Origin of the sequence: Brevibacillus aydinogluensis (genome assembly GCF_961514395.1) — a bacterium.
GTDB classification, from domain to species: domain Bacteria; phylum Bacillota; class Bacilli; order Brevibacillales; family Brevibacillaceae; genus Brevibacillus; species Brevibacillus aydinogluensis.
Genome location: NZ_OY569118.1, coordinates 351,062 through 373,082, shown reverse-complemented (window position 1 = coordinate 373,082; position 22,021 = coordinate 351,062). Strand labels below are relative to the sequence as shown.

The 22,021-nt window shown below is 48.6% G+C and carries 24 protein-coding genes; 2 read left to right on the top strand and 22 right to left on the bottom strand.

Features of this window, described 5'->3' with window-relative positions:
- Positions 1-472: 472 nt before the first annotated feature.
- Complete coding sequence (locus Q7F15_RS01890) at positions 473-1,693, top strand: IS256 family transposase (protein WP_304415018.1); 1,221 nt, start codon at positions 473-475, stop codon at positions 1,691-1,693.
- A 9-nt stretch (positions 1,694-1,702) separates the two neighbouring features.
- Here the strand turns inward: Q7F15_RS01890 and Q7F15_RS01885 are convergent, their stop codons facing one another.
- The 20 genes from Q7F15_RS01885 to Q7F15_RS01790 form a co-directional block, all read right to left on the bottom strand.
- Positions 1,703-2,359, bottom strand: a complete 657-nt coding sequence (locus Q7F15_RS01885; protein ID WP_304415017.1) for a hypothetical protein — start codon at positions 2,357-2,359, stop codon at positions 1,703-1,705.
- An 82-nt stretch (positions 2,360-2,441) separates the two neighbouring features.
- Complete coding sequence (gene istB / locus Q7F15_RS01880; RefSeq protein WP_008409491.1) at positions 2,442-3,209, bottom strand: IS21-like element helper ATPase IstB; 768 nt, start codon at positions 3,207-3,209, stop codon at positions 2,442-2,444.
- Entirely contained in the window at positions 3,206-4,429 is a 1,224-nt protein-coding gene (gene istA, locus Q7F15_RS01875; protein WP_304415016.1) for an IS21 family transposase, read from the bottom strand. Before istA (Q7F15_RS01875) ends, istB (Q7F15_RS01880) begins: the two co-directional genes overlap by 4 nt.
- Positions 4,430-4,493: 64 nt before the next feature.
- Complete coding sequence (locus Q7F15_RS01870; RefSeq protein ID WP_304415015.1) at positions 4,494-4,796, bottom strand: hypothetical protein; 303 nt, start codon at positions 4,794-4,796, stop codon at positions 4,494-4,496.
- Positions 4,797-4,872: 76 nt separating this feature from the next.
- Complete coding sequence (locus Q7F15_RS01865) at positions 4,873-5,910, bottom strand: hypothetical protein (protein ID WP_304415014.1); 1,038 nt, start codon at positions 5,908-5,910, stop codon at positions 4,873-4,875.
- A gap of 45 nt (positions 5,911-5,955) precedes the next feature.
- On the bottom strand, positions 5,956-6,693 hold the full coding sequence (gene istB / locus Q7F15_RS01860) for an IS21-like element helper ATPase IstB (protein WP_212133733.1): 738 nt from the start codon (positions 6,691-6,693) through the stop codon (positions 5,956-5,958).
- A complete protein-coding gene (gene istA, locus Q7F15_RS01855) occupies positions 6,690-8,186 on the bottom strand; it encodes an IS21 family transposase (protein WP_212388566.1) in 1,497 nt (498 codons plus the stop codon). The genes istB (Q7F15_RS01860) and istA (Q7F15_RS01855) overlap by 4 nt, the downstream gene beginning before the upstream one ends.
- 108 nt (positions 8,187-8,294) lie before the next feature.
- Positions 8,295-9,083 carry a hypothetical protein gene (locus Q7F15_RS01850; protein ID WP_304415013.1) on the bottom strand — a complete coding sequence of 263 codons (789 nt, stop codon included), beginning with the start codon at positions 9,081-9,083 and terminating at the stop codon, positions 8,295-8,297.
- Positions 9,084-9,661: 578 nt separating this feature from the next.
- Positions 9,662-10,399 (bottom strand): hypothetical protein, encoded by a 738-nt coding sequence (locus tag Q7F15_RS01845; protein WP_304415012.1) that lies wholly within the window; start codon positions 10,397-10,399, stop codon positions 9,662-9,664.
- A gap of 13 nt (positions 10,400-10,412) precedes the next feature.
- The gene (locus tag Q7F15_RS01840) at positions 10,413-11,309 is read right to left on the bottom strand and encodes a tyrosine-type recombinase/integrase (protein WP_304415011.1); all 897 of its coding nucleotides are present in this window, start codon (positions 11,307-11,309) and stop codon (positions 10,413-10,415) included.
- A gap of 63 nt (positions 11,310-11,372) precedes the next feature.
- Positions 11,373-13,187, bottom strand: coding sequence for a DUF927 domain-containing protein (locus Q7F15_RS01835; RefSeq protein WP_304415010.1), 1,815 nt, complete (start codon positions 13,185-13,187; stop codon positions 11,373-11,375).
- A 72-nt stretch (positions 13,188-13,259) separates the two neighbouring features.
- Positions 13,260-13,676, bottom strand: coding sequence for a hypothetical protein (locus tag Q7F15_RS01830; RefSeq protein ID WP_304415009.1), 417 nt, complete (start codon positions 13,674-13,676; stop codon positions 13,260-13,262).
- 136 nt (positions 13,677-13,812) lie between these two features.
- Positions 13,813-14,907, bottom strand: coding sequence for a hypothetical protein (locus Q7F15_RS01825; RefSeq protein ID WP_304415008.1), 1,095 nt, complete (start codon positions 14,905-14,907; stop codon positions 13,813-13,815).
- Positions 14,908-15,030: 123 nt separating this feature from the next.
- Positions 15,031-15,507, bottom strand: coding sequence for a CopG family transcriptional regulator (locus Q7F15_RS01820; RefSeq protein WP_304415007.1), 477 nt, complete (start codon positions 15,505-15,507; stop codon positions 15,031-15,033).
- Between the two features lie 215 nt (positions 15,508-15,722).
- Positions 15,723-16,049 (bottom strand): DUF960 family protein, encoded by a 327-nt coding sequence (locus Q7F15_RS01815; RefSeq protein ID WP_304415006.1) that lies wholly within the window; start codon positions 16,047-16,049, stop codon positions 15,723-15,725.
- Positions 16,050-16,051: 2 nt separating this feature from the next.
- Positions 16,052-16,531: a JAB domain-containing protein gene (locus tag Q7F15_RS01810; protein WP_304415005.1), complete on the bottom strand. Its 480-nt coding sequence runs from the start codon at positions 16,529-16,531 to the stop codon at positions 16,052-16,054.
- A 76-nt stretch (positions 16,532-16,607) separates the two neighbouring features.
- The gene (locus tag Q7F15_RS01805) at positions 16,608-16,850 is read right to left on the bottom strand and encodes a hypothetical protein (RefSeq protein WP_221843765.1); all 243 of its coding nucleotides are present in this window, start codon (positions 16,848-16,850) and stop codon (positions 16,608-16,610) included.
- Between the two features lie 13 nt (positions 16,851-16,863).
- Positions 16,864-17,277, bottom strand: coding sequence for a hypothetical protein (locus tag Q7F15_RS01800; RefSeq protein ID WP_304415004.1), 414 nt, complete (start codon positions 17,275-17,277; stop codon positions 16,864-16,866).
- 88 nt (positions 17,278-17,365) lie between these two features.
- The gene (locus Q7F15_RS01795; RefSeq protein WP_304415003.1) at positions 17,366-18,241 is read right to left on the bottom strand and encodes a tyrosine-type recombinase/integrase; all 876 of its coding nucleotides are present in this window, start codon (positions 18,239-18,241) and stop codon (positions 17,366-17,368) included.
- A 55-nt stretch (positions 18,242-18,296) separates the two neighbouring features.
- Positions 18,297-18,506, bottom strand: a complete 210-nt coding sequence (locus Q7F15_RS01790; RefSeq protein WP_304415002.1) for a hypothetical protein — start codon at positions 18,504-18,506, stop codon at positions 18,297-18,299.
- Positions 18,507-18,839: 333 nt separating this feature from the next.
- Here Q7F15_RS01790 and Q7F15_RS01785 point away from each other — a divergent pair, with 333 nt between their 5' ends.
- Entirely contained in the window at positions 18,840-18,971 is a 132-nt protein-coding gene (locus tag Q7F15_RS01785) for a hypothetical protein (protein WP_304415001.1), read from the top strand.
- 111 nt (positions 18,972-19,082) lie between these two features.
- On the opposite strand, the gene Q7F15_RS01780 is transcribed toward Q7F15_RS01785, so the two are convergent.
- Both Q7F15_RS01780 and Q7F15_RS01775 read right to left on the bottom strand, forming a co-directional pair.
- Positions 19,083-21,023: a hypothetical protein gene (locus Q7F15_RS01780; RefSeq protein WP_304415000.1), complete on the bottom strand. Its 1,941-nt coding sequence runs from the start codon at positions 21,021-21,023 to the stop codon at positions 19,083-19,085.
- Between the two features lie 229 nt (positions 21,024-21,252).
- The gene (locus Q7F15_RS01775) at positions 21,253-21,927 is read right to left on the bottom strand and encodes an SOS response-associated peptidase (RefSeq protein WP_304414999.1); all 675 of its coding nucleotides are present in this window, start codon (positions 21,925-21,927) and stop codon (positions 21,253-21,255) included.
- Positions 21,928-22,021 lie beyond the last annotated feature (94 nt).

Sequence of the window (22,021 nt, the reverse complement as noted above, 5' to 3'; positions counted from 1 at the left end):
AAGAAGGCTGCCCTACCTTGGGGTGGCCGATTGTTTTTTCACCTACGGACTGGGGAGTGCAGTACCGAATGCGGCAAGGAAAAGAAATCGGACGACCATCGCTGCTTACCATCAACGCGGAAAGATAAACGAAGCATTTCATATCCAAGTAGGGGGAAGGTATTTATAATCTCGACGGGAGATATGGAAAAAGGTGATAGAGGAGTGGAGGAGTCCGTATGGTCTCTTTGTTTTTGGCCAAGGATAAAGAAAAGGCCTAGCACATTTCTGCGATAGGCTCAATCAACGAAGCTAGCTGGCGACAAACAACAGCCTCTATCTTTTAATGGTTATGATCCCGTCAAACTCTTCAATCTCAGGACTATTAACATCAATGATTAGGGGTTTGTTACTGAGTCTATAAACTATTTTGTGTAAACTCCTAACCTTCAAAATAGAGTACAATGAATTCTAAGAAAGGTTGGGAGAGCCCATGAGCCTGATGACCAAAGAGCAACTCAAGCAGTGGATCAAGGAAAAGAACATGCAATCGGTGGAAGACGTCCAATCGGCCCTGAAGGAGTTGTTTGCCGACACCCTTCAAGAGATGCTGGAAGCCGAACTGGAGACATCTCTTGGCTACGCCAAGCACGACACGAAAAACAAGAAAACCACCAACAGCCGGAACGGCTACAGCAAGAAAAAGGTGCGTTCCGAGTACTGCGATGTGGACATTCAGGTTCCGCGTGACCGGGCCGGTGAGTTTGAGCCGACCATCGTCAAAAAGAACCAAACGAACGTGACGGGTATCGAAGACCAAATCATTGCCATGTATGCCAAGGGTGTTTCTACCCGCGACATTCAGGATCACCTGCAGCAGCTCTACGGCATCGAGGTTTCTCCTACCCTCATCTCCAACGTGACCAACAAGATCGTCCCGCTGATCAAAGAATGGCAAAACCGTCCTTTGCAGGCGGTATATGCGGTCGTGTTCCTGGATGCCATTCACTTCAAGGTGAAACAAGACGGTGCCATCGTCAACAAAGCCGCCTACATGGCCATTGGCATTGACTTGGAAGGCCACAAAGATGTACTTGGCATCTGGATCGGGGAAAATGAATCGGCAAAGTTCTGGCTTCATGTCGTAAACGAGTTGAAAAACCGGGGCGTGCAAGACATCCTCATTACCTGTGTGGACAATCTTCGCGGCTTCTCCGAGGCCATTTCCGCTTGCTATCCCATCACGGAAATCCAGAAGTGCATCATCCACCAGATTCGCAACTCGATCAAATACGTTTCCTACAAAGACATCAAGAAGATCACGTCGGCCCTGCAGCCGATTTATAAAGCGGCCACGGAAGAGGCCGCCTTGGAAGAACTGAATCAATTCGAGCAGACGTGGGGACAAAAGTACCCCCTTATTGTCCGTTCCTGGCGTACGAACTGGGCGGAAATCTCCACCTTCTTCAAGTACTCACCCGAAATTCGCAAACTGATCTACACAACCAATGTCATTGAGAGCTACCATCGCCAACTGAGAAAAGTCACCAAAGGAAAAGCCATTTTCCCTACAGACGAAGCCCTGCTCAAAATGCTCTACCTGGCAACCATGGATGTGTTACGAAAGTGGACGGGGAGAGTTCAGAACTGGGGCCAAATTCTGTTACAACTGTCCGTTCAGTTTCCGGAGCGAGTTCAACCATATCTCCGCTGAGCCTAACGGCTATTGGAGTTTACACAAAATCATTGACAGACCCTTGTTACTTCTTTGGGGATCAAAATCTTCTATCAGTCTGTCTACAGTTTTTTCAATTATTCCCACGTTGGCCCAAGTGCTCCGGTCGGCATTTATGATTGTTCTAACGATCCTTTCCTTTACATCAGGTGACATACGCCTCATCTTCTGAGGAAGTATTCCTTCCAAAAGTGAACCCATTTGCCGTTCGTTATCACATTTCCTGGCCAATTCAATTTCAGCCTGTACTTCTTTAATAATTTCATCAAGCTTGCGAATTTTATCTTCAGCAGTATTCAGTTGTATGATATCTGTAGATAACAGTCTTTCAGCAACCAATTTTCTCGTATTTGTCTCAAGGTCTATATATGGCGGATGCATCAGCTCAATTGCCATATTGTCAATATCTTCAGCAGTGTACTCATTTGTTGGGTCTTCTGTGGGAAAATCCTCGATACTTAGCTCAATAGAAGAAAGAAACTGTTCCAATTGTACTTTAAGTGGACCAGCACTGCAGTTGTTCAATAGCGTTTGTGCTTTTTTATACAAGTTCACAATCTCATGAGATTCTTCTTGCATCAGCAGTTTTGACTTCATTTGCTCTATCAACTTTACTGCGCTGTTTAACTCCTGCAATTTCTCCAACCGATACTCGCTGTCAACGCCGACTTTATTTTGACCCACCATCGCCGGTTTAGAATTGACCCACCCGGCGATTTTTTGTTGGTTAGGTGGTAGAGGGGGAGCCGTAGGCTCCAGTCCTCATCTTCTCACGAAGTCGGTAACTATTCCCCCTAATATTGACGATGTGGGAATGGTGTAAGAGCCGATCCAGGATAGCCGTAGCAAGTATCGGATCGCCCATCAGTTCCCCCCATTCACCGAAACTCTTGTTGCTGGTCAACAGAATACTCCCTCTCTCGTATCTTGCACTTACTACCTGGAAAAAGAGGTTAGCTGCCAAACTGTCAAACGGTAAGTAACCAATTTCGTCAATAATCAGGAGCTTTGGTCGAATATAGATGCGTAGGCGTTTATCCAGCCTGTTTTCCGTGTAAGCTTTTCGCAGATCTTCGATGAGTTGCGAGAGACTGACAAAGTAAACGGATATCCCTTGCGAGATGGCTTCTACAGCCAACGCCACCGCCAGATGACTTTTTCCTACTCCGGGAGGCCCTAAGAACAAGACATTCTCGTGTCGGGTTACAAAAGTCATCGTGGCCAGCTCTCGAATCAACCGTTCGTCAATGCTGGGTTGGAAAGCAAAATCGAACTCCTCCAGCGTTTTTCGGTAAGGCAAGTGTGCGAGTTTGGTGCGTACCTCCATATTCCGTTTTTGACGTTCCGCTATCTCTGCATCTAGAAGCATGTTGAGAAAGGACAGATAGGTGGGCTGTCCATGACTTGCCGCTTCCAAATGGGCATCCAAGAGTAGAGCCGCTTGCTGAAGCCCAAGTTCCTCAAGACGTAGCCGTGCCTGTTCCAGTTCAATCATGCTCCCACCCCCGTCAGCTGCTCATAGACATCCAGCGAACGCACTTCCACTTGCTGCGATGAAATCTGTCGGGCTTGCGGACGTGGATAGGCATATCCTTGAGCAGTCGTAAGACCTGCATACTGGTTTTCACAAAAAACAGTTGCACGGGATCGATAGACCTTTTGGTGTCGAGCAATACATGTGCCGTCGGCCCAGATTTCCACCCACCCATTCACTTCTCGCACGGTACCCTCACGTCCACTGTACCTCCATGGAACCCCATATCGTACACCATCGTAGCTAACAAATCCGTCTCGGCTGACCTGTCTCGGTTCATGCAAGTATTTTTCCCATCGTTCAGCTGAAGGGATAGGCGACAGATTTTCCTCACGGAGTCGGTCGATGGGACGTTCGCCGGTTGTTCCATGAATACGGCGGTTAATCCGCTCGCACCAGTGTAGGGCTTGTTGATTGAGATCCTGTAAATCAACGAAGCGTTTGCCAGGAAGAAAGTTGTTTTTTACGTATTGAACGCCTCGTTCCACTTTTCCCTTTGTTTCGGGGCGTCGAACTTTGCATACTTTTGGAACAAGCCCAATCGCTGCAGCAAAGTCGGCAAAAAGCGGATGCCAGCGAGGTTTTCGATCATCTACCATGCCCAGTACGACGGTTTTCATCTGGTCGGTCAGCATTACCTTTGGGATGCCCCCAAAATATTCAAAAGCATGAATCAAGCAACGAAGAAAGCTGTGAATGTCACAACGCTTAGTGAACTCTATATAGGTGGAACGAGAGTACCCCAATACCATGACAAATACCGGCACTTTTCGGACTGTACCGTCCAAATCTACGTAATCACACAGTCCCCAGTCGACCTGTGCATATTCACCAGGTTTCGTCTCGTAACGAAGAACAGCGGGAACTTGTTTGGGAGGACGGAAGTCCTTCACATAGTCTTTCAAGATGGTACGTCCCCCGGTATACCCCTTTTCTCGTAGAAGATCGAATAAAACCTCGCAGTTATAGATACCTTCTTGAAGACGTTCCTGCAGGAACGGTTTATACGGATCAAGCTTGGAACCACGAGATTTACGGGTTCCCTTTTCGGGGGAGAATTCACCCCGGAGATATCGGCGAACTGTATTTCGAGAATGCCCCGTTAGACGGGCAATTTCACGAATACTCTTGCCTTCTGCCCTCATGGTATGTAACGATATCACTATCCCACTCCTTAGCATGTGTCTCCCTCCGAAGATTAACTTGGCCGTTAATTACGAAGGGGATATATTCGCTATGGGTGGGTCATTTTCTTTCCGGCGAACCTGGGTCAATTATATCCCGGCGGTGACACTCGCTTTCCATCCGAAACTCAGAATTGCTTGGAAATATCGTGATCATAGATTTCAGGTCACGAATGTCTTCATCGGAAAGGCTGATACTATGCTCTAACGTATTGAGAAGTTGGGAAATTTTCCTTGTAAGTAATTCTTCATTATACGCTGGTGTAGATGTAATGAGACGAAACGCAGGCTGCAATTTTATTTCGACTAATTCTGGTTTCATTAATTGTGCTCGGGTACCTGGATAATTCTCCAAATCCAACAAACCATACTCCCCCTTTTGTAAAAAAGGGCCAACCACGTTATATGGTTGGCCCCTTTTGAAATTTCAAATTGTGAAATTAAAAACCAGCAGCAGCAATTGCAGCTTTGATGTAATCGTCAGCCTCTTTGAAAGATTTAACAGCATCATCACCAGAGAAGTCAAGTGGAGTTGCTGTGCCGTTTACATCTTTCGTCAGCTTCAGAATTTCTTGAGCTACAGCTACTTTTTGCGTATTAGTCAGGCTTACATAGCCTGCATATTTGTAGTCATCGAGAGCGGCTTTTACGCTAGAGGTTGTAGCGTTAGCCAGATCACCGATGTTGTTGAACTTCTGTACTCTTGCCGCGTGTGCATCCAGTTGATCTTTCAATGCACCAGTACCGGAGCCATCCAGGATGGCATCAAGATTTGCATATCCACCAGCTGGGCGATTATCAATTACCAATTGCGCAACTTCAAGTTGAACCTGGCTCGGTGCATCAATGTAATCGTCAAATTCTTTGGCAAGAGCGATTTCCAGCAAAGCTGCTTTTACATCAGCAGCGGTAGAAGCTTTGCTGTTGATGGTTTCAAGAGAACCTTCAATATCGCTATTTGCATTTACTTCTGCAATAAGTTCTTTGAGCGCCGACAAGTCAAGATTTTTACCTTCAATTTCTTCTGCGTACTTGACAAGCAGAGCATCTTTCACAATGCTCATATCGAATTTGTCAGCGTCATCAGTTTCATGGCTTGTTACATTCGCAAGTCTTTGGAGCGCTGCTTTGACGTCTGCAGCTGCACTGTTTTTAGTCAGATTATTAACTTCATTCAGCGCTGCGGTAAGTGCTTGAGTTGCTGCCTCATCTACAATGTTGGATGCAATGTCAGCTACAGTTGGAGTTCCAGTAATAGTATCCTTGTAAGCCTTTTGTGCTTCCAGATACTCTGCTTTCAGGTAAATGTTCAGAGAAGAAGCCGGCAGATTGTCCGGATCAAGTGCAGCCAAAGCAGTCAGTGCACTGTAAACAGACGTTTGAGTCGATGCTTCTACCACTTTAAATACAGCTGCTTTAATTTGAGAGTCTTTAATTTTATCTGCTTTATCTGTAGCAGTGCCTTCATCATCTTTCATGTGTTTGGCAAGTAGAAAATGCTCAATTTGGCAGCCATTTTGTGCCTAACCTTGCCACGCGTTTTCAGGTCCCGAAAGCGCATGTCGCAATCGGTAACTCTCGCCAGTAAACGCTAGAATGTGAGCATGGTGTACGAGGCGATCCACCAAGGCCGCCGTTAGGCGGCTATCTCCGAACACCCGAGTCCACTGCCCAAACTCCAGATTTGAAGTCACAATAATGCTGTTTCGTTCGTAACAATCTGCAATCAAGTGAAACAATAATTCGGCCCCATCCTGGTGAAACGGAACAAATCCTAACTCGTCTAGGATCAACAAGTCGCATCGTTCCATGTCCTTCTTGAAACGTGCAAGTGTCCCGGTGTGGTGACGTTGCTGTAACTGCGCCACCAAATCTGCTACCCGGAAGAACCGCACGTTGTATCCTTCCCGGCACGCTGCTACCCCCAGTGCCGTCGCTAGATGCGTTTTCCCTGTACCGACTCCTCCTAACATCAAAATGTTTTGTCGCTTGTGTACGAATTCAAGCGAACACAACGCGTGCTGTGTCAGGCTGGGTGGAAATGTGATCGATTCAAATGTGTAATTCTCCAGTGTCTTGATCTGATGAAATCGTGCTTTTTTCAACAGACGACGCACCTTGGCCAGCTCTCGTTGTTCTTTTTCGGCCCGCAAGACCGCCAACAAAAATTGTTCCCGGCTCTCAAATGGCTGTGAGGCATAGTGATCCATCACATAACCTAGCCGTAAGGCTTTGCATAGTCGACGAAGTTCCTCTTTCACGGTGTCATCACCGCCCGTTTCAGTTGGTCATATCGGGAGATATCGGGCTCCTGCTGTAACAACACCGTTGGTGTGTAAGGATCAGTAATGACCTCAAACGAACGGTCTGGATGCTGCATCCGATATAACCGATGTTCCATTACCGTCCAATCGGGGGTTGGGACTGCTAATACGTGATCGAGTTGTTCTAAAGTTGCTCCACTTTTGAGCTGGCGAATCAACCAGGAAAGCCTGCGGCGTTTCTCATCAACCGTTTCTGCTGACGTTAACCATTTTTGTATCGCCATCGGCAGGTTGCCGAACAACGAAGCGTACGGGAGAGCACGTGGTTTGGCCTGAAAAGCTCGCAACACGGTGACCCAGTCAATGGGTTGCCCCTGCTGCATGTAAGGGCGGGCTATGGTCGTTATGACGCGCTGCTGAGCATCCAACACGTCGACTGTGTCCCATCGAATTTTGAGCAACACGGTTTGACCTGGCTGTGTGCCCGTAAGGGGAATAGGTGTACCATCCAGTTTGATTTCCCCGTAATTGTTCACACGTGCTGGCCCCAAACGAACCGCCTCAAAGGGCATCATCGGCAATTGAAGCAATTTCCTTTGGTCATGCTCCCACAATTTGCGAATCGACTCTCCCTTGGCGTAGTGGAGTCGATTTAAGTCTTGTTCTGCGCGTTGATCCAGTTGGATTTGCAGTTCCTCAAGACTGGATCCGCTCGGTGTTGGCACACACCAATTGCGTCGTGTATATCCGACTTTGTTCTCGACATGTCCTTTCTCATGACCGCTTGCCGGATTACAAAAAACGGGTTCGAATCGATAATGTAATACAAATCGCTCGAATGTGTCTGTCAGGTGCCGCTGTCCTTCCGGACCTACAGATACAACGGCAGCTGATAGATTATCGAACCATAGTCGTGTTGGAACCCCGCCGATGCGCTCAAATATGCGCCGCAGTCCCTCTAAGAAACATTCTGTGTTTTCAGCTGGCAACAACATGGCAAACGCGGCGTTGCTGTACGGGAAGGATATCGTCAGTTGCTTCATGGTTTGCTCTCGACCATTGAGGATGACCTGGACTGTGCCGAAATCCACTTGAGCCTCGCCGCCAGGATGCTCCAACCGCAGGTAGGCCATTTTGTCTTGTTGTCTCAATTCCTTGCGACGTTTGGCCACGTAGTACCTTACGGTACGGTCGCTGCCAGTAAAGCCGTGTTCGGCAACCAGCCGGTCATAAATTCGTTTCGCTGTATGCCGCTGTTTCCGTGGGCGTGTCCCATCCTCCAGAAGCCATGCATCGACAATATCGAGATAGGGCTCCAACACTCGATAGCGGCGTGACACCGACTTCATTGGTTGATTCCAGTCGTCGCAATCTGCGTATTTTTTCGCAGTTCGCCAATGAATCCCCAATTTCTTTGCAATTTGATTTATAGAGAGCGCTTCTTTCTCTCTCAAATGTTTGATAAACTGAACATAAGCCATTGCTAGCATTCCTTTCATCCTCTCCTGTCTGATGTCGCCAAACAAGAGAGTAGAGTGATGAGGGAACGCTGGCAAGGTTTTTTTACTTTCTATGGCATGCTCATCAATTGGGCATTTTCACATTTCCGAATTCGGCACATTTAGTTTGCCAAATACATCTTTCATGTATTTCTGAATCAACGCAGTAACTGCGTTTTGTTCAGCAGAGGTCTTAGCATCATTATCCGCAGCATTAATTTGTGCAAGGTTTACATCATCAACAATTGCTTGGATTTCTTTTACTTCATCTTTATCAGTAGGATCAGCTACTGCTTTAAGCGCATCTGAATACTCTTTAATCCAATCTGCATTTACACGAGCAAATGCTTTGTGTTGCAGAGCTGCAAGCAGTTGAACTTGGTTTGTTGCCTCATTTACTGCTTTAACAGCAGCAGCTTCCTCATCTTTGGAAATGCTGTCCGCATTCACTTTAATAATGAGGGCTTGGATATCTGCAAGAGTTTCCAGTTCCCCATTATTTGCTGCAGCTTGAATGGCTTGAACATAAGCAGAGATGTTTTCTTCATTAACATCTGTAAGACCAGCAGCATTCAATGCAGCCAGGGTCTTTACTTCATTACCGGATTGTGCAGCAGCCACAATGTCATTAAAATGTTTGACTGCATTAAAATCGTATTGAACTCCGTTAACTGTCCATACACCTTCAGGATCAGCAGTCAGAGGAGTTACAAAGTCGAAAGAAGCACTTGTTTCACCTTTTGCAAGGTCTTGAGGAACTACAGCTACAACGTTACCTTTGTTATCTTTCACTTGAACTGTTACATTAGTTTTTGCCTCAGTGAGTGCTTCAAATTTGATTTCCACACCATACTTGGTAATAGCACAAAACCAACCAGAAATTCCCATTTTCCCGGATGGTCACAAAACCCAATAGACACAAGGAGTCTGGCAATCGGTCTGTCTCACAACATAGAAAAAGCCGAGTGAAAGCTGAGTGAATTGTTGGAGAGCATAGGAAAAGATGAGTGAAAGTCGAACGAGCAAAAGACGAAAAACTCCCCGCAAAAACCGTAGAAATCCCGCAAAGAAAAACCAACACTTTCCATGTGAGAGATCAAAACCCCGTAAATCCCGTAAATCCCGATAAAAAATAAAAAAAGAACCGAACACCCGAAGCAATCGCTAAATGGCAAAAAAAAAAATAAAGGACATATAATAAGGAAGCAAAACGACATAAAAGATGAGGGAATGTCGAAGGAAAGAAGAATCCGAAAGAAAGTCAATGGACAGTCGTACAAGCACGAAAGCAACTCGGAGAGAACCAAAGAACGATCCTCCACCCACCCAGAACGGTTAACTCACTATCTCCGTACTGAGAGGATTTTCTTTTTTAGAGACACCCTTTTGGGAGCGGGAAAGCGGGTTTTGCGGGAATCCCTTGTCCTGCCTGAAAAGAAAAGCGGGGAGATTTTTCCCGCTCCCCGCTACGCTTGCAGCACACTGTTCAGTTGTTCTTCGTACCCGTACTTCCTGAAAAACTCGGCCAGAGCCACCTCGATGATTTCCCGTTGGGTGACGTTGAATTCCTTGCTGAAGTCACTTAGGAGTGTTAGCACAGAAGTCGGGAAAGCCAGTGTTTTGTTGGCTTTGGATCCCCTGAACTTGTACCTGGGCAGGGTTCCCTCGTTTTCGGTTTCCAACAGTGCGAACAGTTTGTCTTTTCTGGACAAGAGGTAGGCCAGCAGCTCTTTGTAGTCCTCCAAGTCCTCAGGAGTCTTTGAAAACGCCTGTGACGCAGCCGTTTGGGTGTCTCTTTGCTTTTTGGCGAGACTTTCGCTGTAGGTGTAGTTTTCTTGTTCGCTGTCCCAGACGAACCCTTGCCCTCTCATGTAGTCGCCCATCTCGTCGACGGTGGCAAATCCATTCTTGAGCGCGACCTGACGGATGTTGGCGCTGCTCTGGCTCAGCTGCCGGATGATTTGCCCGGCTTTGCTGTTCAAAAACCGGGCATCGTCCACTGCCGACGTGGTTTCCGCTTCGTCTGGAACGAATGTGTTGCCGTTCCAGCGGAATCCCCTTCGACGGAAGTACTGGTCGATCGTGAACCAACCTTTATGGCCAAAATGCTCCGTGATCTCCTGCTTGCTTTTTCCTTGAGCCAACATGGCGAGCGTTGTTTTGATTTTCGGATCTTCGTACACGATGGGATCGAATGGCGTCATGTCGTTTTCCTCCTTAGAAATCGATTCGGTTTACGGCTTCTTGCAAGTCATCCTGCTGTACGTGCAGGTACACCGAGGTCGTCTTGAGGCTGGCGTGTCCCAGCAGACGCTGGATCACGGCCACATGGGTATCCTTCTTCACGAGGTAGCTCGCGAACGAGTGGCGCAGGATGTGGCTGGTAACATGCTTCTGGATGCCCACTTCCTGACACGCTTCCTTGAGCAGACGATTGAAGTACTGCTCGCTAACCGTGCCCGTCTTCTTCAGCGCGAAGAAGAAGAGAGAGTCAGTGGGTGGCCGATGCTTGTCCAGGTACTCCTTCATGTGCTGCACCAGCTGCTTGTTCATGGGTACACGCCGGTTTTTCCCGCCTTTGCCGTTGACCACCTGCACAAATCCTTCTTCCAGATCCACGTCGTTCAGGGTGAGGTTGATGCACTCGGTGACGCGAATGCCTGTGTGGGCCATCATCATCGCAAAGTAGCGAACGACCGGATGCTTGATGGCGCCGATGATCGCTTCGATCTCTTCCTTGTTGAGGTAGATCCGCTCGGATTCCGGCACCTTCACCCGCTCCAGATCTTCCACCGGGTTTTCCTGAACCAGCTTCTTTTTCTTCAGGCAGGTGAAAAAGGTCGACAAGGCGTTGATTTTTCGATTGATCGTTCTCGGCTTGCTATCTCGCTCGTTGGTCAGGTATTCGACAAACCCTTCCACGTGAGACAATGTCACCTCGTCGACAAACACCGGGCCATTGGAGCGTTCTGCCATCCATCGCTGGAACTGGCTCACGTCCATCTTGTACCCACGAAGAGTTTCGTCTCGCATCCCCCTTGCCTTGAGCCAATCCAAAAAGAGCGGGATGGCCTTTGTCAGCAACATGCTTTCAGTGGCAATCATCGTTTTCATGTGCGTATCCTCCTTGTTTAGGCAGAATGTGATCGAAAGAGGAAGGCTTGCCGCCTTCCCCATTTACACGTCCTCTTCTTCATCAAGCGCAGGTTCATCTGGCAGCCTGCCCCTTCTGACGAGGCCCTCCAGTTGTTCGGTCGGGATCTTCAGATTGTACGTCGTGTCTTCCGGCTTTTTGGGCGGCTTTTCACCGAGCGCTTTTTGCCGCTCCCGTTGTTCCGACTCTTCAAATATCCGGGTGCGCTTCGTGAGTCGATCGCTTTCGGTGACGAGCCAATTCCTCTCTTTCCAGTCACGGATCACCACTTTCGGATCGTCAAACCCTAGTTGCCTCAGCTGCTGTTCCAGTACGTTCTTGAGGAAAGCTACCTCGGTGTAGTCCCCCTGCGGGATCATTTTCCCCCAGAAATTGATCGGATTGGAGTAGATCCCTTCGATGCGGAAATTGGCCTGATGCTGGATGATGAGCTGCGTGATCAGCTTCCAAGATTTCAAACCAATGTCGCGCTGCTCGCTGATGCCTTCCTCCTGTTGGACAAGGAAATCGAGAATGGCGTCAAGCCGGAGATTGAGATCTAAGGCTCGGTTGGCTAAATCCGCTGCTGTTAGGAGAATGGCATACTTTTTTGCGATCCGTGTACGGTATGTCGTATCTGGCAAAGCGTTCGTGCAGCGTTTCCGCCACTCCAGCCACGTCTCGTCTATGATGCCAAGCCCTTGATCGAACAGGTACTTCACAAATGTTTCGCCTGCGTGACCGTAGTGATCCTGGATCACTTTTCGAATTTCGTCGGCATGTTCCGCTGACTTCGTCCACTTCACGTTTGAGAACTCGAAGGCCCGAACTGTCAGGCCGACATTGTGATTGGTTCGTTCGAAGATGGACTGTTCCCCGGTAGAGAGAATCACCAAGGCCCACTTCCCCTGTTTGCGTTGTTGGATGGAATCTGTGAGACGACCCTTTTCCTGCCCGGATGCCAGTACGTACAGCACGCTGGTCAGGGAGGCAGCTTCGTTCATGGATAACTCATCAAAGACGACGGGGATTCCGAAGTTACCACCTAGCATGTTGATCAGCGAATTGGTAGTCCCGTTCCATGATTTTCCTAGCCCTTTTTCCTTTTGAGAAGGCATCCCGAAGATCGAGACTCCGAGCAGTGCACCCGTCGTTTTACCCTCCGTGCTGTTACTGGCCATGTGCAAAATGAGGCTATCCACATCGTCGTACAGGTAGTAGAGGTAGCCGAGTATGGCAGAGGAGAATCCTGCTGCCAAAATGGTCTCCAGCGGTGCGTACCCGACGACATGCTGCCTGACCATGTTCACCCAAGTGGCGAGGTCGCCCTTTGGCTTTAGATTGTAGTTGCCACTTTCATTGTCATTGATGGCCTCGACTGTATTGTTCGCGGAGATGATCCGGTGATGGCGAAACACCAACTGCTCTTGCTGGTCACGATGCCACCCGACTTGGTGGAAAATGACCTTATGCGGCGCACGCTTTTGCTGCTCCCGCAGGAAGGTGGCGATCACCTTAACAAACTCATGGGGGATGTCGACCCCTTTTCCCATCAGATCGGGCAGCACACGCGGCTGTAGCTGGCCCATTCCGATCTGCAGCTCATGGTAGGCTCCCTTGAACTTGTAGCACAGATCCAGATGGACGTCCTTGGTGTCCAGGTTCTGCACCGTTTGTTTGACGAACAGCGGCTCGCACACCTTGAAGATCGATTCTTCGCCCGTTTCCTTGTCGGTTTTCTTCAAATACAGGCCATCGTCTTTGAGCGTGAAATCGCCGATGGAAAACGATTGTCCCTGCTTGAGGGCTTCTTGACTAATGCGTAGTCGGTTGCTTGTTCCTGTCGATTGGTTTGTCATGGCTGGCTCCTTTCAAGTGACTTGTAGATGGGAGGAAGGCGCTGCCCTCCTCCCTGAAGTCGAAGCGTTGACTTACATGTCGTCCATGTCGTTTTGCCAATTGCCTTCGTCTTCGTCTACAACTTCATCTCCAGTCTCAAGCTCACTTTCAGGAAACACGTCAACTACGTTGGCGTATGTTTTGTCATCGACATGGTTGTGTCTGATTTCTACTGCGCATGTTTTGCCAATCAGATCTTCGGGTTCTACTTTGTTAATGTCTTCACCAAGGGTCAAGTTAACTAGCTCCTCGAAAAGGGAAGTCGGCCCCCAATAAACGAGGATGGACTGACAAACGATCATCCCGTTATCGAGTTTGAAGATTACGTTTACCGTCGGTGTTAAACCCATGATGGTGTTTCTCGGTTTGCCCTCCTTGCAGCCTACGACCTTCGCGAAGTAGTAGCCTTCTTCTGGGCGATTTTGCTGTTGATAGCGAAAGAATGTCATACGGAAAACTCCCTTCAAAGTATTTTGGTGAGATCGTTTCTTTGAACAAATCTCTTACTTTGAATGATAAGGGAGGTTATCCAAACGCTCTCTTGGGAAAAATGCGGGTTTTTCACAAGAAAAAACCCCGTGCAGGTTACACACGGGGCTGGTCTGGAAACTCGCTCTTTTCGATATAGGTCTTGATTCGTTCAAATGTCTGCCTGTTCTGTTTGTCTAGTTCTGTCATCAACAGAGAGAATTCCTCTGCACGAAAATCTTTCCGTAGCTTGTAGTCATTCTCGTAAGTTTCAGGGAGATAGAGGCCTTGAAAGTGCTCCCAATCCTTTGGATGCAAGATGGCTCCTTTAGACTCGGCCAGTTTTGATCGTACCATCAGGATGCATCTTTGCACAAATGCCTGAATGCCTTGCAGTTCAAGCCTCCACCTTACTCTGCCTTGTTCACTTAGTTCAGGGTAGACTTCTGCGTATCGCTGCCTTTCGGACAAGAAGGGTAGTTGCAAAACTGTTGTCAGATCCCGTACCGCAATTTCAGCAGTGACATGGTTTGTCTTTCTACAATCGTGAAGAGATTTCAGTACCGCCTTCATGGCTTCGAAGCCAAGCCGCTTTTCAAGTTTATAGTACTGAATGTTTTTTAGCAGGTCTTGGGATTGATTGATCTCGTCTTTCAGATGGGAAACAAAATCCTTGTATTGTGCAAACGTCATCTTGCTGAGGTAACCTTTGTCACTGACAATTCGTTTGTAGGTGCGATTCAATTCATTAAAAGGTTTTCTCATTTCTTTGATCCCGTCTAACACCGCAAACTCATTTCGCTGGAATGGGAAAAGGGAAAGCCCTTCAAATCGACGTTCTTTTCCTTTGCCTTTTTCCTCTTTTTGTTTCATCTGATCATGCCATTCTTGTTTCTGACGAATAAGGAGCTTCACTTTGTTTTCTGCGTTCAATGTATTGTAGTGATCCACTTTCCTCTCGTAGAACTTGTTCCACTCTTTTACTTTATCGTCAAGGTACAAGTCCTTGTTATCCTTTAGTTTCAATGGATTGACACTTTGGGCATATTGGAAAATGCTCATTTCTTGATTTTCTTCTTGCTCCTGTATGTAATTGGTCATGCACCAAAACAGGACGTACCTCTTTACCGCGTCCAGGCCGATGTGAAATTTCCCTTTGACGATGATCCTTGCGAGTGATTCTACTTTCTGTTCTACAATGTCTAACAACAACGGTTATTTCCCCTCTCCGTGTGTTAGTTTTATCGTAACAAGATGCAGTGTGAAACGAAAGTCTTTGATCGAATTGAAAAGAGTGGGAGACGAACAGGGTATTTCCCTCTTCGCCTTGAATTGTCATCCTTCACGTTTGTCACCAAGGAATTGCTTAATTGCTTCCGTCACCAGCCAGCTGTAGCTTGGGACGTACCTCCCCTTTTTCAGTGTCTCGATTGTCTTTAACAGCTCCTTTTCGACGTAGACAGTCAGTTTCTTGTGCTGCTCGTAGAAATCCGGTCGCTTTTGCAGGCCGGGGTAGAAAGGATCGGGTCGCAGAAAGGGATCGATTTTCGCGTTTTGGCGTTCCGAAAAGGCCAGTTCAGACTGACCTTTTGGAGGGTGCTCTCTGAAATTTTCACGTTCTGATCCCATGCCTGTCTCCTCGTCGACTTCTTCCCAGCTAGATTCCATCTCCGTGTCGTATGTTGACTCGTTGGCAATGTTCATTTCTTGCCGCTGATTCCTGCCCCAGTTGATTCCGTGTGTCGATGGATCATTCCTGATTGGCTCTTTTGTCCCTGACAGATTCAAATTTCGTTTGCGTCGCTGAAACATTCTGATCCCTCCGCTTCTTTGCATGTCGACGTTGACGTCGTCGGGCGCGACGACTTTATCAGATTGTTTCTCTGCGTGTGAAGGCAAAAAAATGGGCAAACGCGGTTGCCCTGGTTTCTTTGAACGACGGCTACTTGTTTGCCTCTCTACTTTTTTGCGCCAAGTAGCACCTGCAGGATGATGATCAGGATCTGGATTACCACCTCTTCACCCCCCTAGTACTCATCTGGGAAAAGCATCGTGCAGTACGTCTCTGAATCTATCACCCAGATCGTCACACCGCCGATCGGTTCCTGGACGCCATCCACGTAGAACGACTCCCGATGCTCAGGCTGCTCCTGCCGATTCAGCACTTTCTGCAGCGGCTCCCCGTCCACCATCTCCACCGACAGCTCGAACACTTGCAGGTAATCGAGCTCGTCGCCTCTCGCCTTGCGTACCTCAATTGCCCGCCAGAGCGCCATCTGTATGGCCGGTTCGATCCGATCCGCGATCCCTCTGGTGGCGTACCTGTCCCCTGAAAACGTCGCTTTGTTTCCCATGCTTACATGTCTCCTCTCTCTTTCAGGCTGCAGTAGGCTCCTTCCGATCCGACGATGATGTGGTCGAGTAGGGTGATCCCCAAAAGCTCTCCGGCCTCTTGGAGCTTCTTTGTCACTTCTATATCTGGATTACTGGGAGTAGGGTCGCCGCTAGGATGGTTATGTGCTACGATCACGGAAGCGGAATTGGCGAGAATCGCTGCCTTGAACACTTCTCTCGGGTGTACGAGGCTGGAATCCAGCGATCCGATCGACACCGTGTGGATCGCCGTCGGCTCGTTTTTCGTGTTCAGGCACAGCAGGAAGAACTGCTCCCTATCGGTTTCCTGCAGAAACTCACGGAACAGGTCCACCACGTCCCTCGCCATCCTGACTCGTCTCGCCGGGTACAGAAGGCTCGCCTCCTTCACCATCTGAATCCGCACGATGTCCACCCGTTTCGCCGGTGTACGGCTTGTTTTGGTAGCCAAAATGTCGCTCATTTGATCTCCTCCCGTCAAAAATCGAAAGGGACTTCCCCATTGCAAAGAAGTCCCCTGTCCTTTGTCCAGCACAACCCTACTCGTCGAGAAACCGCTGCACTTCGATGGCCTGCTCCATTTCCCGGATGCGTTTTTTCGCCAGCTCTTCAAGAGCCGTCCGAGCCTGATCGACGTGGACTTGGATTTCCCGCGTTCCGTCCGTACGCCTCATGTACAGCAGTCCGTTTTTCACGAACAATTCCCGGTTCTCTTCAACGAGGACCACTTTGCCCTCTTTCAGTTCCTGCTTGTATTGTCTGATCAGTTCTTCTTTGTTCATGTACTCTTCCTCCTTACGCTTGGTTGTCCGCCTGTTCCTCCAGCCAGGACGCGACTTGCTCGTCGTCTGCTATGGCTTCCGCCGGAACGAAGAAGGCCATTCCGTACTCGTTAGTGTAGATCACAACCACCTTGTACCAGCGCTCCCCATCCCGTTCGATCTTCTCGACGAACTCCGGCAGACTTCCGAGCAGACCGCCTTCTTCCCTTCTCAAGCCGACGACACTCAGATCCCGCAGGTTGTCCCCCTTCTCCAGCACGACCATGTAGCCGTACATGTCCAAGGTGAACTGTTCGTCAGCGCCGTCAAAATCGAACGCCTCTTTCAGCTGAAGAAATTCCTCTTCCAGGTAGGAAGTGAACGGCTCCGAAAACACCTGGGCCTGCCGCAGGCACCGCAAATCTGCGTGCGTCTTAATCGTTCTCATCGGTTTCCTCCTCACACGAAAAGAGGCACCTTCCCTTTCGTCAAGGAAGAAGCCTTTGATTGATTGTCAGCAATTGATTCAAATTGTCCTAAAGCAGCGCGACCGCCTTCTCTTTCTCCTCCTTGCTGGTGTTGATGTAGTAGTGCGCCGTCGTCTGGATGTGGGCGTGTCCGGCCAGCTTGCTCACCGTCGTCAGCGGCACCCCTCTCTTCAGGAGCATGGTGCAGAACGTGTGCCGGAACTTGTGCGGGTACATCCGGAGCCCCAACTTCCTTCCCAGACCCTCCAGCATCGTGTTGACCGCGTCCTTGTGCAACTTGTCGGCCCGCTGGCTGACCAGCAGGAAGGGACTCTCCTTGTGCTTGCTCTCCTGCCGATCCGTCCGGACGTATTCTTTGATCAGGTCGATCAGGTCGGGACGGAGCGGTATCTCCCGGTACTTCCCTCCCTTGCCCGTCACACGGAGCGTGCTGGTGAGGTAGTCGATGTCACCGAGCTGAATGCCGCACAGCTCGCTCACCCGAACGCCGGTGTAGAGCAGCAGGTGGACAATGAGCTGATTGCGAAGACTCACCCTGCTCCTGTCCTGGACGAAAAAGAGCAGCTGGTTAACTTCCTGCTCGGTGAACACCTCCACTTCGCCTTCGCTACCTGCCGCTACTTTTATGCGATCCTTCTTCAGCGTCACCACCAGTTCCTTCGCCAGCTGACGCTTGATCAGGAACAAGTTGAACGCCTGCAGGGAGTTGATCTTCTTGTTGATCGTCGCCACCTTGTACTTGGCTTCAATCAGGTGGTTCTTGTAGCTGGCTATGTAGAAGCGTTTCAAGTCAGCCGGATTCTCCACGCCCATTCCGGCCAGGTACTCGGCGAAGACCTTCACGTCGCCGACGTAGGATTCGATCGTCTTCGGCGCGATCCCGTTCTCGACGAGGTACTGTTCGAACTGGCTGATCACGTCCATCTTCTGACACCTCCCGAAATGCAAAAATCCCGAAGGTCATTGTCAGCCTTCGGGTCTACTCGCTCCTTGATCCAGTGAAGTTGCGAAACGTCCGCCACATCTCGCTCTCGTCCGTTCCCCACGCCTGTCTGACGTCGTCCGGGTCAAGGATGCGGAAATGTCCAGTGAAGAGGTTCTGCTGCAGCTTCCACCCGTTTCTCCTGTCCAGGGTGTCCCAAAACACTTTGCCTCCCGCCGTTTTGATCGGCAAATTCGGAAACAACATGACTTACTCATCCTTTCTGTGTTTGAAAATGAAAAAATCCCTACATCCTTTTCGATGTAGGGATTCTATCTACATTAATATTAACAGCTTATTTTCCTTGCTGATGCGTTTTTGGGTGAGCTTACTGCATTCTTTAATATTCTTCAGCGAGGTTTCAGAGAGGAGAAAGGAGCACTCCGCTTGACTTTTCTAAAGTGTCGCTTTCCGATCAGTGATTCTCAGAGTTATTCAGTGAGACCTGAAAAGATTTTGCAGTGAGTCTGACTGCCGCTTCTCAACATGGTCGCAGATCAGCCGAAGCCACTACATATGAAACGGTACAGGGGACCGGCTGTGACCAAGACGATTCAGATCCAGGCGCAGCTTTCGGAGCGGTTGACGGGTTTTGTGAACAGCACCGGTTACACGGTGAAGGATGTGGTGAATAAGGCGGTGGAGGAGTTTTTGGAGAAGTATGGGGGATAATGGCCCGAGCAATCGGGCTATTTTTTGAAGCGAAACAGAAAGAGCCTACCCCCATTCAGGGTAGACCCTTTCGTGATATTTGGCGCGTGACTGCACACCACTTCTCGACGGTTACTGAGTAACAGCTACCGGGGTAGCAACAACCGCTACGTTACCGTTTGCATCTTGAACATCGATAGTGTCAAGAGCTTTAATCGAGAGTCCTTTAGCAAGATCGTCAGGTGTTACGTTAGCTTCCAATGTCAAAGTGAGGGTTTTCGCAGCAGTGGTTTGTGCCGCAGTGGTAATGGTATCATTAGCTGCCACCTTTACGCCACCAATCAAGAGCTCGAAGTCATCGGTGTCTGCAGCCGCATTTGTAACAGGTTCAGAGAAGGTCAGCGTAATCGTATCCAGGTCCGTCAATTCGGCTTTCACGATGGTCGGAACTACGTTTTCAACCAATGTTTCAGTAGAAGTATACGCAGTTTCCATCGCCAAGCCATCTTTAGCTTTTACATTTCGAACCGTAACTTCATACTCACCATCAATTTCAACGGTATTATCCGCCAAAGTCAGTTCGACGATGTAACCATCGGTGCTGTTGTTCTTATAGATCTCGGCCTTAGATACAGTAGCACCCTCAACGGTGTAGTTGCTTGCAGTAGTTGCAGATGTGATATCCAACGGGTATTTAAAGTGTACACGCAAAGTGTTGTTATCAACTACTTCTACACCGTTGTCATCGTCATTGCCAGAAGAACCATCTGCGTCTAACAATACTTCTTGTTTTGGAGCAGACGCGATAGTTACAGCAACATCAGACTTAAGTTCAGAGTCGTTGCCAAACAAATCTTTTACCAATCCTTCTACCAAGTCTACAGTGTACTCTTCAGAAGCCAGGTTATTAATATTGATTTTGATAGACTTGGATTTACCATTGACCGGGTTGTAAAGGGTGGCTTCACCTTGACCTCCACCGGATGTTGCTGTGGTAATGGTTGTGCTATCTTTTTCACCATTTTCATTTACATATTCAAATACAAGCAATTTGCCGGCTTGAGGTGTAACATATTCGTTGAAGTTTACAACCAGGTACTTAACATTATTAATGGTTTGTACGGACGTAGAAGTTACTGTTGGTGCCGTCGTATCTGCGCTAAAGTTTACAACTTTAGATGTCTGAGCATTCGGGTTTCCAGACATGTCAACCAGAGCGTCAGCTTCAACCGTGATAGTTTGCAAACCAGACACAGCAGTAATTCCGGTTACGTGAATAACAGTTGGATCAGTAGTATCTACTGTTGCTTTAGAAGTTACATCTGTAGCTCCTACCAAGATTTTACCAGGTGTGGTTACATCCGCTGTAGTTGCCAATTTTACTGCTTCAGAGAGTTTAATGTCAAAAGCAGTAGAAGATACCGGTGTAATGGATTGTACCGTAGGTGCAGTTGTATCAGTCGTATCTTTCTTAACCGTAACAGTTACTGGGTTCGGGGAAGTAAGGTTACCTTTTTTATCCTTTGCACCTACGATTGTAACAGTAACATCTTTGTTAGCCGTGACACTAGTCAAGTCCAAATCAATGTACTTGTCGCCAGGATTCAAAGATGCAGAAACGGTTGCACTGGTTCCATCAGCATAAACTGCGGTAACAGTGCCTTCATAAGAAAGAGGTTCAGAGAAGTTTACACGCGCAGTTTTATTGTTCGGATAGGTTACGTTAACTACTGTTGGTTTAACGGTGTCTTTTACAGTAACTACCGTAGAATAAGCAGACAATTTTGTGCCGTCTTCAGTCGCAACAGAGTCAGCTTTAATATGGAGTTCGTACCGTCCATCAAAGTAGGTGTCTGCATTAATTGTAAGGGTCTTTCCGTCTTCGCTTAATGTTGCTTTCAAATTGTCTGCATCATCCACAGCGTTAGCTGCAACACCATCAGTCGTCAATTCATCAATTGTGAATACACCATCTTTCAGCGTACCATCGGCGGAATCAATTACAGAAGATTCGTCGACTGCAGTAGAGAACTTAACTTCCAGTTGAGCACCGTTAATAGCACTTAACGCCACAAATCACGAAAACCTGCGAAATTCCTGATTTTAATGGGATCAGACAAAATTGGCTTGCAATAAAAAACAAGCAGGATTTTGAATGCAATTTTCAACAAACAACGACACTGTTTGACTAGGAGCTCGTTTGCTTGAGAAGTGATTCAATCCCGGACAATGTTTTTACAAAAATGCATGTGCCTCGGCATTCACCGTATCGAATCCTTTGGCGAAAATCAGGAGGTTTTGGCTACTGCCATGAAACCTCCTTAATACATTCCGGACAGTCGTTTTTGGGGCTCCCAACTATTGTGGGCACCGGATAAGCTCTCATCTGGCCTGCGTCATATGGGGCGAGGAGCGACCGCAACAGTTCAGGGTCAAAACTCTCGCGGTCAAGCCAAAGGTCTTCATCCTCCTGCCTCAAGATCACCGGCATCCGGTCGTGGATGTCTGCGACGACCTCGTTAGGCCGGGTGGTAATGATCGTGCAGGTGTGAAGCTTCTGACCGTCGGGAGCTGTCCAGGTGTCAAACAGGCCGGCGAAGGCAAAGGGTTCTCCGTCCCGCATGGTGATTCGCACCGGCTGTTTCCCCCGGTCCATCTGCTTCCACTCGTAGAAGCCGTCGGCGGGGATCATGCAGCGCTTGCGTTCAAACAGCCTCCGAAAAGCCGGCTTCTCCTGCAGCGTTTCGGCGCGCGCGTTGATCATCTTGTATCCGATCTTCTCATCCTGCGCCCACGACGGAACCAAGCCCCAGCGTAGTTGGCCGATTCTACGGCGCCCTCCATCAGCAAGTATGGCCGGGATCGTCTGACCGGGGGCGATGTTGTACCGCGGCTTCAGATCAAGCGGGATCTCCTGTAGTTGAAATCGGCTCATCAGTTTTTCCGGGTCGGTGACCAGCGTGAAACGACCGCACATGGGCAATCCCCTCCTGCCACCATCATACCTCAACAAGCAAAAATTATCCCCCGCAATAGCGAGGGATGGTGAAAGAGGGTATCCTCTGTCATTA

Bases quoted from the DNA above. Each gene is read 5' to 3' on its own strand.
- Q7F15_RS01800 (WP_304415004.1), bottom strand. From the start codon at position 17,277: ATGAGAACGATTAAGACGCACGCAGATTTGCGGTGCCTGCGGCAGGCC.
- istA (WP_212388566.1), bottom strand. From the start codon at position 8,186: ATGCTAGCAATGGCTTATGTTCAGTTTATCAAACATTTGAGAGAGAAA.
- Q7F15_RS01830 (WP_304415009.1), bottom strand. From the start codon at position 13,676: ATGACATTCTTTCGCTATCAACAGCAAAATCGCCCAGAAGAAGGCTAC.
- Q7F15_RS01865 (WP_304415014.1), bottom strand. From the start codon at position 5,910: ATGAAAGATGATGAAGGCACTGCTACAGATAAAGCAGATAAAATTAAA.
- Q7F15_RS01890 (WP_304415018.1), top strand. From the start codon at position 473: ATGAGCCTGATGACCAAAGAGCAACTCAAGCAGTGGATCAAGGAAAAG.
- Q7F15_RS01795 (WP_304415003.1), bottom strand. From the start codon at position 18,241: ATGGACGTGATCAGCCAGTTCGAACAGTACCTCGTCGAGAACGGGATC.
- Q7F15_RS01815 (WP_304415006.1), bottom strand. From the start codon at position 16,049: ATGGGAAACAAAGCGACGTTTTCAGGGGACAGGTACGCCACCAGAGGG.
- istA (WP_304415016.1), bottom strand. From the start codon at position 4,429: ATGCTAAGGAGTGGGATAGTGATATCGTTACATACCATGAGGGCAGAA.
- Q7F15_RS01850 (WP_304415013.1), bottom strand. From the start codon at position 9,083: ATGGGAATTTCTGGTTGGTTTTGTGCTATTACCAAGTATGGTGTGGAA.
- Q7F15_RS01835 (WP_304415010.1), bottom strand. From the start codon at position 13,187: ATGACAAACCAATCGACAGGAACAAGCAACCGACTACGCATTAGTCAA.
- Q7F15_RS01790 (WP_304415002.1), bottom strand. From the start codon at position 18,506: ATGTTGTTTCCGAATTTGCCGATCAAAACGGCGGGAGGCAAAGTGTTT.
- Q7F15_RS01805 (WP_221843765.1), bottom strand. From the start codon at position 16,850: ATGAACAAAGAAGAACTGATCAGACAATACAAGCAGGAACTGAAAGAG.
- Q7F15_RS01820 (WP_304415007.1), bottom strand. From the start codon at position 15,507: ATGTTTCAGCGACGCAAACGAAATTTGAATCTGTCAGGGACAAAAGAG.
- Q7F15_RS01810 (WP_304415005.1), bottom strand. From the start codon at position 16,531: ATGAGCGACATTTTGGCTACCAAAACAAGCCGTACACCGGCGAAACGG.
- Q7F15_RS01775 (WP_304414999.1), bottom strand. From the start codon at position 21,927: ATGTGCGGTCGTTTCACGCTGGTCACCGACCCGGAAAAACTGATGAGC.
- Q7F15_RS01840 (WP_304415011.1), bottom strand. From the start codon at position 11,309: ATGAAAACGATGATTGCCACTGAAAGCATGTTGCTGACAAAGGCCATC.
- Q7F15_RS01845 (WP_304415012.1), bottom strand. From the start codon at position 10,399: ATGACGCCATTCGATCCCATCGTGTACGAAGATCCGAAAATCAAAACA.
- istB (WP_008409491.1), bottom strand. From the start codon at position 3,209: ATGATTGAACTGGAACAGGCACGGCTACGTCTTGAGGAACTTGGGCTT.